General features: G+C 65.9%; 8 protein-coding genes and 1 tRNA gene. 2 read left to right on the top strand and 7 right to left on the bottom strand.

Annotated features, from left to right (window positions below):
* The 6 genes from QOI01_RS15870 to QOI01_RS15845 all read right to left on the bottom strand — a co-directional run.
* On the bottom strand, nucleotides 1–192 hold a 192-nt coding region (locus QOI01_RS15870; protein ID WP_526382491.1), incomplete at its 3' end, for a hypothetical protein.
* A 1,246-nt stretch (nucleotides 193–1,438) separates the two neighbouring features.
* On the bottom strand, nucleotides 1,439–2,500 hold the full coding sequence (locus QOI01_RS15865) for a threonine aldolase family protein (RefSeq protein WP_526382489.1): 1,062 nt from the start codon (nucleotides 2,498–2,500) through the stop codon (nucleotides 1,439–1,441).
* Nucleotides 2,497–4,383 carry an aldehyde ferredoxin oxidoreductase C-terminal domain-containing protein gene (locus QOI01_RS15860; protein ID WP_526382487.1) on the bottom strand — a complete coding sequence of 629 codons (1,887 nt, stop codon included), beginning with the start codon at nucleotides 4,381–4,383 and terminating at the stop codon, nucleotides 2,497–2,499. The genes QOI01_RS15865 and QOI01_RS15860 overlap by 4 nt, the downstream gene beginning before the upstream one ends.
* A complete protein-coding gene (locus QOI01_RS15855) occupies nucleotides 4,380–5,384 on the bottom strand; it encodes an aldo/keto reductase (RefSeq protein WP_526382485.1) in 1,005 nt (334 codons plus the stop codon). Before QOI01_RS15855 ends, QOI01_RS15860 begins: the two co-directional genes overlap by 4 nt.
* Complete coding sequence (locus QOI01_RS15850) at nucleotides 5,381–6,004, bottom strand: cyclase family protein (protein ID WP_526382484.1); 624 nt, start codon at nucleotides 6,002–6,004, stop codon at nucleotides 5,381–5,383. The genes QOI01_RS15855 and QOI01_RS15850 overlap by 4 nt, the downstream gene beginning before the upstream one ends.
* The gene (locus tag QOI01_RS15845) at nucleotides 6,001–7,512 is read right to left on the bottom strand and encodes an amino acid permease (RefSeq protein WP_526382482.1); all 1,512 of its coding nucleotides are present in this window, start codon (nucleotides 7,510–7,512) and stop codon (nucleotides 6,001–6,003) included. Before QOI01_RS15845 ends, QOI01_RS15850 begins: the two co-directional genes overlap by 4 nt.
* Before the next feature lie 90 nt (nucleotides 7,513–7,602).
* Between QOI01_RS15845 and QOI01_RS15840 the strand changes: the two genes are divergently transcribed.
* Both QOI01_RS15840 and QOI01_RS15835 read left to right on the top strand, forming a co-directional pair.
* Nucleotides 7,603–8,556, top strand: a complete 954-nt coding sequence (locus QOI01_RS15840; RefSeq protein ID WP_526382480.1) for a LysR substrate-binding domain-containing protein — start codon at nucleotides 7,603–7,605, stop codon at nucleotides 8,554–8,556.
* Between the two features lie 27 nt (nucleotides 8,557–8,583).
* Nucleotides 8,584–8,916: a tyrosine-type recombinase/integrase gene (locus QOI01_RS15835; protein WP_526382493.1), complete on the top strand. Its 333-nt coding sequence runs from the start codon at nucleotides 8,584–8,586 to the stop codon at nucleotides 8,914–8,916.
* Between the two features lie 108 nt (nucleotides 8,917–9,024).
* On the opposite strand, the gene QOI01_RS15830 is transcribed toward QOI01_RS15835, so the two are convergent.
* A tRNA-Val gene (locus tag QOI01_RS15830) sits at nucleotides 9,025–9,096 on the bottom strand.
* Nucleotides 9,097–9,372: the final 276 nt, after the last annotated feature.

Genomic DNA, 9,372 nt, shown 5'->3' with positions numbered 1-9,372 from the left:
TGTGACATCGCGTCCGCAGACGCCGACGACGGTCGAGCCGAGGTCCTGCAAACGCCAACCGTGAATGCGGGAAATCCCGCCGGTGCCCACAATCGCCGCCCGCAGCGGGGGGGCGTAATAGCTGCTCACCGCAGTCACAGCCACAGCCTCGCCTGTAGCGGCGGAGGGGTTGATCGCTGCTGAGACTGCCATGTGCGTTCTCCGTTTAGTGCGTCCACTTTAGTGCATCCACACCCGTTCCGGGCGCGGGACTGAGGCGTCCGCCCGCGCCAGATTATCGAGTGGGTGAAGTCTGGACATGCCTTGACAGATTGTCAATACATTGGCACATCAGCTCATGAGATGGCCCGTCCTCAAGGCTCGAGGTGCGTCCATGAGAAATGGTGTAATCACCTGGCTTTATCGCGGTGCCGGTGTGTCAGCCCAATGCCAAGCGGGCAGCACAGCCGAGTTGTTGGATGCGGCCACCTGTTCCATCGACAGGCACTACCCAGCTCGGGCTCGACGCTCGTCGCGCCTGCCCGCAGCTCGGCGGTCGACGTCGTCCCACGAGCCGCCAGCCATGAACGAGTACGAGCCGTAGAGGACCAACGCCCGGACTCGCTCCGGTCGCTTTGCCGAGAAAGGACGGACGCCGGATCGGCCCTCACTCATGCCGAAGACCGCGGTCTCCTCAGTGAACCCCTAGGAGTCTCCTGAATAAGGGGTTTATGGGGCGGGGCGTCTCGAGCCGCGTGGCGGCATTGGTGAGGTCAGACCCTGGGGCCGACAGAGAGATCGCCCCGCCGTTTTGAGTTTTGCAGTCGATTCCTGGTGCGCGCAAGGGCTTGGGCGAGTACCTAGGCCAGTGCTGGCTGCGACCACCCGCACGGTCAGGCTCTCGACGTCACCGACCAGGTGATGTTCGTCGGCTGTGAAGGAGAACATTCGCGGGGAGTAGTGCTGCCATCGAATGGCGCCGAAGCACTCGAGCCGTGAGGGTGTCCGACACGGCGCGGTGACGGGTTGCCCGTGGCTCCGGGCACCGCGTAGTTGCGGATTGCCAGAGCAAGACGATCGCGTCATTCCGCTCTTCGAACTCGCCCGCGCCTGACCCTACGCATCGTAGCTGGGCTTGTTGATGCGGCAGAAGCGTCCCGCGCCGACGATCGTCCACATGTATTTGCATCCCTATGCGTATGCATACGGCCTCAGCCGAGCGGCTCCATTGGTCACAGAACCAGTGGCTTCCGGGTCATCGCCCGGCCATGGGTCGGGGATCGGAGACGACCGCTGGCTAGGCGAATCGGGCTCGCTTACCGTCCAAGCGGCCGTGGATGAATGCCGCTGATCGCCAGTGGTCAGGCCTGGCGGAGCGAGGAAGGTCAACGACTCACGAGCTGGTTCGGGCGCCGTGTCGAGCTCGACGGATACTTTCCTCGGTCTGATGACGTCGCCGTCAGGTGTCCAGTGGATCGATCGTCGCGGCTGCCAGCCCACGGAGCGCCGTAGCGAAGCCGTGCACCGTGGCATCGCTGGTCTCGTGTGAGCACATCCAGCGCACCTCACCGGTGGCGGGGTTCCACGTCTGGAACTCAGCGACCCGGCGCACCTCGTCTTCGATACCGGGTGGAAGGATCGCGAAGACGGCGTTGGCCTGTGTCGGCTGGGTGATGGTGAGGCCGGGGATGTCCTCGACGAGCTTGCGTAACAGCGCTGCTTGAGCGTTGGCATGGTGGGCCCCGCGCAACCAGAGCTCATCTTCGAACAATGCGATGAACTGGGCGGAGATGAATCGCATCTTGGAGGCGAGCTGCATCGTGTACTTGCGGACGTAGTCGATGCCTGCCGAACGCGCCGGATCGAGGACGACGACGAGCTCGCCGAACATCAGCCCACTCTTCGTGCCGCCGAGCGAGATGACGTCCACACCGACGTCGGTGGTCAACGCCCGCAGCGGGAGATCCAGTGCAGCAGCGGCATTCGCAAGTCGAGCACCATCCAGATGGACTGCCATTCCGTGGCCATGTGCCAGCTCGGAGATCTCGGCGATCTGGTCCGGGGTGTAGAGCGTCCCGAGTTCGGTGCTCTGTGTGATCGATACGACTGAGGGCTGCGCGTGGTGCACGTTGCCGAAGTTGTGCGCCAACGCCGAGATGTGCGCACATGTGAGCTTCCCGTCGTCGGTGCGCGCCGGCAACATCTTGAGCCCGGCTACCCGCTCGGGGGCACCGCCCTCGTCGGTGTTGATGTGCGCGGTGTGGGCACAGATCACGCCGCCCCACGTCGGCTGCATGGACTGCAGTGCCACGACATTCGCGCCGGTGCCGTTGAACACTGGGAACGCCTCGGCGCTCCCGCCGAATTGGGACTTGATGATCTGTTGCAGGCGCGCGGTGTACTGGTCACGGCCGTAGCTCATCTCATCGCCGGAGTTGGCTGCGATCAACGCGTCGAGCACCTCCGGATGTGCACCGGCCCAGTTGTCGGAGGCTAGTAGGTATCGCAGGTCGGTGTTCATCGCGGAGATGTCTGGCTCACTTCGATCGTTGTGCCGTTGGGTGGGGAGTCTGCCCAGCTGAGACCGAGGGAGGCCAGCGTGGTGGGTGTTGGCGTGCCGAGGTGGTCCCAGCCCGCTAGTTCGTAGTACTCCTGCAGAGATCTGCAGAACACCGCCCGGTCCAGCACCGCCCCGGCGTGCCGACCGGCGTCGACGGGCCGCTCGAAGAACCGGTCGGGCAGCCCGTCGAGTTCGCTGCCGATGCCCTCGCGCAGGTTGTACAGCCGCATCAGGTTCCAGCGGCGCCGCCCCCAGAGAAAGAGTTCGTAATCGCTTGTCAGCCAGCCGGTCACGGCGTGCACCAGTTGCGCAACGCGCCGTTGGGTCAGCTCTCGCATGGGCGGTCCGGCGAACAGGCAGACTCCGAGCGCATCCAGCCCGCTCCACAGGTCCAGTAGGGTCGCCGTGCGGGCGACGCGTGCCGAGTCGAGCCGCGCCATGTCCTGCCAGTCGTAAGTGCCGAGGGTTCGCATCTGGGCCAGTCCGTGCGAGGGGCCGTCCTCCGGGTCGAAATCGATGTCGTGTTCAACGATTTCGTAACGCGGCCCCAGCGGGCTGACCGCGTACGCCAGCGCTTGGCCCGCCGATACCCGCGGGTCGTACCGGCAGAACTCCATGCCCTTCACATGCATGGCAGCGGCGGGTTCGCCGAGTGAGTCCGCCAGGCGGCGCACGCCTTCACCGTGTTGCTCGTATCCGGCGGCGCGTGCGGCGATCTTCTCCGTGGCGCCGGGTAGGTCCTCGTCGCCGTCTCGTCCCAGCTCACGCAGGCACGCCCACACTGCGGACAACGAGACGGGGTCGAGGCCCAGCGCCTGACAGCGGGCGTGCAGATTCAGTGCAGTGGGCATATCGGTGATCCCGCAACCGAGGACGAGTGCCGCGAGCCCCTCCTCGTCGAGACCACCGAGGTGTTCATCGACCTCGTTTCCGTAGCGCTTGATGCAGTCGTTCGGGCAGCCGGGGCATTCGCCGCCGGACGCCGTCAACCCAAGTGTCAGCTGGTCGGCGGCATCGGCCGGAATCGTTGGCAGGACACTTGTTTCGAAGTTCCCCACCGCGGCGTATCCCGTCAGGCCGTCGTCCAGGAACCATCCGCCGAAGCCGGTGGGTGACAGCTGTGCCGCGGTCAATGGATTCTGCGCGATCCGGCTTCGATACCCCTCGGTGAGGTCATGGAGATCGTCGGGGTCGTACACCGGTGGCAGGTCGCCGGGAAGGATGACCACGGCCTTCAGGTTCTTCGAACCCATCACCGCGCCAAGCCCCATCCGGGCCGCGGGGTGGGTCCACTCGGTGAGGACGCTGGCATATCGTACGAGACGCTCGCCCGCGGGTCCGATCACCGCGACCGCTGCTCCAGAGCCATGGCGTCGCTTGAGTGCGTCAGTCGCGCGGTGGGTTTCGGCTCCCCAGAGATCTCTCGCCGGGCACACGCGCACTCCGTCGGCGTCGATCAGCAGATAGCTCGGTTGTGGCGCACGCCCGCGCAGCACGACGCCGTCGCACGCGGTCGCCTTCAGCGCCAGCCCGAACCGTCCGGTCACGCGAGCCTCACCCACCCCACCGGTCAGCGGTGACTTCGCAACGATGGTGAACTTGGGCAGACCGACGGCGGGGTGTCCTGCGACCACGCTGGACAGGAACATCAGCTGCGCAGCGGGATCGAACGCGTCGAGGAGCGCTGGCGTATCCGTCAGCAGGCGGCGTACTCCGAGCAGGCCCCCACCCACGTAGCGCCGCCACTCCTGCTCCGGCAGGTCCTCGATGGTGGCCGAGCCGGAGGTCAGATCGACGTGCCGGAGACGGCCGGTGTACCCGTACCGGCGGGATGCAACTGTCATGACGCCGGTGCCGGTACGCCGCATTCCACTGCGAGGTCCGCCCAGAGCTGGTCGGGAATCGGCAGGTCGACGAGGGTGGCGTTCTCGGTCAGTTCGGCAGGCGTCCGCGCTCCGGTAACCACGGCGGCGACCGCCGGGTGCCGGTACGGGAACTGCAGCGCCGCGGCCTTCAGCGGCACGTCGTAGCGTGCGCACACCACCGCCATCTCCTGAGCCTTCGCGGTGATCGCCGGGGCGCTCGGTACGTAGTCGAACGTGGCGTTTGGTGCGGTCGGGTCGGCCAGTACCCCGCTGTTGAAAACCCCGCCGGCGATGATCGCCACTCCGCGAGCGTCGGCGAGCGGTAGCAACGCACTCGCGGCGTTCTGGTCCAGAAGTGTCCATCGTCCCGCGATCAGCACGCAGTCCAGGTCGACCGCCCGCATTATCTGCACGGCAGGTTCGCAGTGGTCGATTGCGAGCCCGACCGCGCCGATGACGCCTTCGTCGCGAAGCTTCATCAATGCCGGGTACGCGCCGCCGATCGCCTGTTGCACGTGGTCATCGGGGTCGTGGACGTGGACGATGTCAACCCGGTCGAGGTCGAGCCGCGTCAGGCTCTCGTCGAGAGCGCGCAGGGCGCCGTCGTAGGAGAAATCGAACACCGGCAGTGCCGCGCCGGTGTCCTTGTAGAACGGCTCACCCTCGAATTCCTGGGTCGTGTCGAGTTCCCACGATCGGTCCGCCGACGGTTCCCTCAGCAGTCGACCAACCTTCGTTGCGACGGCGAACTCGGTCCGTGGCCGCCCGGCGAGCGCACGCCCGAGACGTCGTTCGGCATTGCCGTAGCCGTAGAGCGGCGCAGTGTCGAAGAGTCGCAGCCCGCGGTCCCGCGCGGCGTCGACGGTCGCGGCGGCATCGTCGTCGCGCACCGGCGTGAACAATCCGCCCAGCGGGGCGGTGCCCAGGCCGAGACGGGTGACCGTGACGTCGCGGATCGTGCTTGTCTCGGCAGCCTTCATGCCTGCCGCTCCGGCACGACGGCGACGACACGCGCGGGGCTGCCGTCACCGTCGACGATGCGGAGGGGGCTCACGATCAGCTCGAACCGATCAGGCAGCGCGGCCGTGTTCGACAGGTTCTCCACAATGATCACGCCGTGCCCGAGAAGGATCTGATGAACGTCGTCGCATCCGGGAGCGTCCACCGACGGGCTGTCGATGCCGACCAGCCGTACTCCGCAGCTCAGCAGATGCCGGGCCGCATCCGCATTCAGATGCGTGGACGCCGTGATGTATTCCGGCGTGTCGGCCCGGTCGCTCCACCCGGTGTGCACGACGACGCGTTCCCCCGACGCGGTCGACAGGTGCTCAGCGGTGACCACCGGGGCGTCGACGCTGACCTTCTGGGCCGCCCCGATCAGAACGTCGATCGGGATCTGGTCGACGCCGATGTCCCCGGCAACGAAGTGCAACGGCGCATCCACGTGGGTGCCGCAGTGCGAATCGATGGTGATCGCCGTGCCCGCCCACCCGTCAGATGCGATGTGGGAGTAGGGATTCAGTACGGGTGGGAAGTGGTCGGGCCGGTTGGTCGGCATGTCCGGGGAGATCGGCATGCTCAGATCGATGTAGACGCTCATCCTCGGGCGATCTCGGGGTCGGTGTCGTCTTCGAACTCCCGGCCCCGCATCACCTCCGGCGTTGCCCGCCGGACGTAGAGCACCCAGCATGCGCCCAGCAGCAGCCAGATGACAACGGCTATCTGCACACTGCGGCCGAAGGTCCAGCCGGCGTCCCACAGTGACCCAAGGTAGGACTTGTAGATCACGAAGCAGACCACCACGATGCCGACCACCGGGACGATGCCGTGCATGAAGACGTGGAACCGCTCTCGCTGAGAACGCAAGTGGTAGACGATGTTCGCGATGTTCACCGCAAGGTAGGTCAGCAGTGCGAGTGACGACGCCATGGTCGCCGACCAGTTGTACTGGCTCGCCGTGCCGAGCACAGCGCCGAGCAGGAGGGTGACCACCACGGTGACCACCAGACCGAGGGTCATCGCGTTGCCCGGTACCTGCGCACCGGGCTTGAGCCGGCCCAGCCACCTGGGCGCCGTGCCCTGTCGGCCCATCGCGTACAGCGCCCGGCTGCTGGCGACGTTCTGTGCCAGAAAGATGGCGGTGATCGAGGTGAACGCGATCACCGAGATCAGCAACTGGCCTGCGCCGCCCCAGAATTTGTCGGCCATCGCCGACACAGGGGTGCCTCCGTTGGCGACGACTTCTACCACCTGCTGGACGGGGAAGGCGGCCACGAACCCCAGCGCGGTGACCACCCAGTACGCGCCGACCGCCACCACGGCGACGACGGTGGCGATCGGGATGTACTTGCGCGGCGTGTGCGTCTCCTCGGCCAGCGTCGACACGGCGTCGAAGCCCACATTCGCCTGGATACCGAACACCAGCGCGGAGAAGATCGCGGCCGCGCCGCCCGTAGCGGCCGACGGCGTGAAGGTGCTGGCGACGTCGCTGCCGGTGAACGAGCCGTTGCCGGACTGCACGATGAAGATGGTTAGCATGAGGGCGAGCACGACCACCGACTCCAGCACCATGAAGATGACCGTGCCCTTGAGGCTGAGGTCGATGCCCCGGAAGTTGATGGCCGCGACGATCCCCGTCATCACCAGGACACCGATCGCCCAGGTGAGATAGCCCGTGGGTATGCCGATCTGACCGAGGATGTCGTTGAAGAACAGCGCCCCGATGCCTGGCAGCACGATCTGAGACAGGAGATAGAAGCCGTTGAGGATCCACCCGGCGAACACGCCGGTGTTCGGGCCGATCGCACGGCGGACCCAGGTGTACGCGCTACCCGCGCTGGGGAGTGAGCGCGACAGTGCGGCGTAGGACAACGCCGTGGGCAGCGTCACCACGATCGCGATCAGAAAGATCAGCGGTACGACCGGACCTGCCGTCGCCTCTATCGGGGTGAAGTTGAAGTAGAGGCCACTCGCCGGCGACATGATGATGGCGCCAAGCAGGGCAGCACCGACCCAAGTCATGGAGTTTCGGCGCAGTCCCCCTGCACCGGCGTCCGCGCCGGTGGGGGGATCTGACTTCTCGTTGTTGATGCGGGGTTCAGCGCTCATGTGCTTCCCGTCCTTGATGCTCGTCCTCGGCTTAGGACGGAACCCTACGAGCGGGGCGCGAAAAGTGCTGTCCATGTAACATGAAGATTTGTGAAGCAATCCTTCACGAATCGTGAACTTGCCGACCTCCGTCTGCTCGCGAGCTTCGCGGGGGTTGCGAGGTTGGGTTCGATCACCCGGGCGGCAGTGGAGCTCGACTACGTCCCGTCGGCGGTATCGCAGCACATCACCGCCCTCGAGCACCGACTGGGCGGAGCTCTGCTGTTCACCCGCAAGCCGGGCAGTCGCGTCGTGCTGACCGCAGCGGGGCGGGCATTGGCTGATGCCGCGGACGACATGTTGGCGGCCGCCGCCGTATTCGGTGACGTAGCACGCCGGATCTCCGACGGAGAGGGGATGGTGCTGCGCGTGGGCGCCTACGGCAGTGCGATGAGCTTCCTGCTCCCCGAGGCGTTGACAGCGCTGGACGACACGAAGCCCCGCACGTACATCGAGACCGTCGAGATCGAGCCAGCAGACGGCGTTTCGCTGATCGACACCGGAGAGCTCGACATCCTGATCGCACACCGGTATCTGCCCGAGGAGCAGCCGCCATCCGGCGAGAACACCGATTCCCGCCTGATCGGTCGGGAGCCGATGCTGGGGGTCACCTCCGCCGCCAACGGGCCGAAACGCCTCGCTGACTGCGTGGACGCCGACTGGGTCGCGGGCTCTCGGCGGGACGTAGACCGTCAGTTGTTGATGAGGTGGGCGGCACAGGTCGGCTTACATCCTCGGGTCAGTCACGAGACGCCCGACTGCCACACCGCGGTCGAACTGATCGTCAGCGGTGCGGCAGTGGGGCTAGTCCCCGCATCAGTCGTTTCAGCCCCGCACAACCGGATGCGATTGGCAGTGCTCGAACGGGATCCCGGAGTGGAGTTTCCCCACCGCGACGTCCTGACCATCACTCGCGTCGGATTCCAGACGCAAGTGGGAGACATGCTGCTGAATCGAATCGCCGATGCGTTTGCCCGGAGTGCTGACCGACAGGACGCATCGTGAGCAACTTGGCGGTGAGGACGGAGCTGGATTCGCCTACCACCGCCTCGCTACGTCATCGTCAGGCCGGTTACTGTCCGGGCGGCGGTATGGGATCGCAGATCTCGCTCGCTTACTGCGACGGGGTGGCGCCGCGCGTTCGTCGAGATCGGCCGACCCAGCCTGCGCGTGCACGACCTGCGGCACACCTACGCCTCGCTGGCCCGACGGGCCGGCGCGGACCTGCGTCTGCTTCAGAAGACGTTGGGTCATGCCTCGATCACGGTGACCGCGCACATCTATGCCGACCTCTACGACGACGAGCTCGACGACATCGCATCGGCACTGGACGCCCTCGATGAGACGCGCAAGGACGTTCCGTAATCATTCGTCCGGATCGCCTGGATCGTTTGGCCGGATATTGGCCGGATGACTTTTCCTGGCTGAGCCTGCCGATGGGCTGATCAGGCCTCTGAACTGGCGTTTTATGAGTGGTCCCGGCTGGTATCGAACCAGCGACCTTCCGCGTGTGAGGCGGACGCTCTCCCACTGAGCTACGAGACCGGGAAGGCATCGATCGTTTGATCGATGGACGACGAAGATTAACACGCGACGGCATTCCGCCGAGAATTCAGACCCACGACATGGCGGCTGAGCCGCCGGAAATCTCGCCCCCACGACGCTCCGAGCTCCTTGCCGTGGCCTCCGCCGTGGTGTCTGCATGCGGCGGGCAGAGTTCGCCACTGCGTCCCCCTGGATCGATGACCCGGCTCAGCACCGCGTCGCACTCCACCTAGGGCAGCACGTCGCGAGTTTCCGGCACCGGCGCCAATAAGGCGC

Origin of the sequence: Mycobacterium sp. (assembly GCF_032162605.1) — a bacterium.
In the GTDB taxonomy this organism is placed as follows: Bacteria; Actinomycetota; Actinomycetes; order Mycobacteriales; family Mycobacteriaceae; genus Mycobacterium.
This window is presented reverse-complemented; position numbering and strand designations above follow the sequence as displayed.

Bases quoted from the DNA above. Each gene is read 5' to 3' on its own strand.
- QOI01_RS15845 (WP_526382482.1), bottom strand. From the start codon at position 7,512: ATGAGCGCTGAACCCCGCATCAACAACGAGAAGTCAGATCCCCCCACC.
- QOI01_RS15855 (WP_526382485.1), bottom strand. From the start codon at position 5,384: ATGAAGGCTGCCGAGACAAGCACGATCCGCGACGTCACGGTCACCCGT.
- QOI01_RS15865 (WP_526382489.1), bottom strand. From the start codon at position 2,500: ATGAACACCGACCTGCGATACCTACTAGCCTCCGACAACTGGGCCGGT.
- QOI01_RS15860 (WP_526382487.1), bottom strand. From the start codon at position 4,383: ATGACAGTTGCATCCCGCCGGTACGGGTACACCGGCCGTCTCCGGCAC.
- QOI01_RS15850 (WP_526382484.1), bottom strand. From the start codon at position 6,004: ATGAGCGTCTACATCGATCTGAGCATGCCGATCTCCCCGGACATGCCG.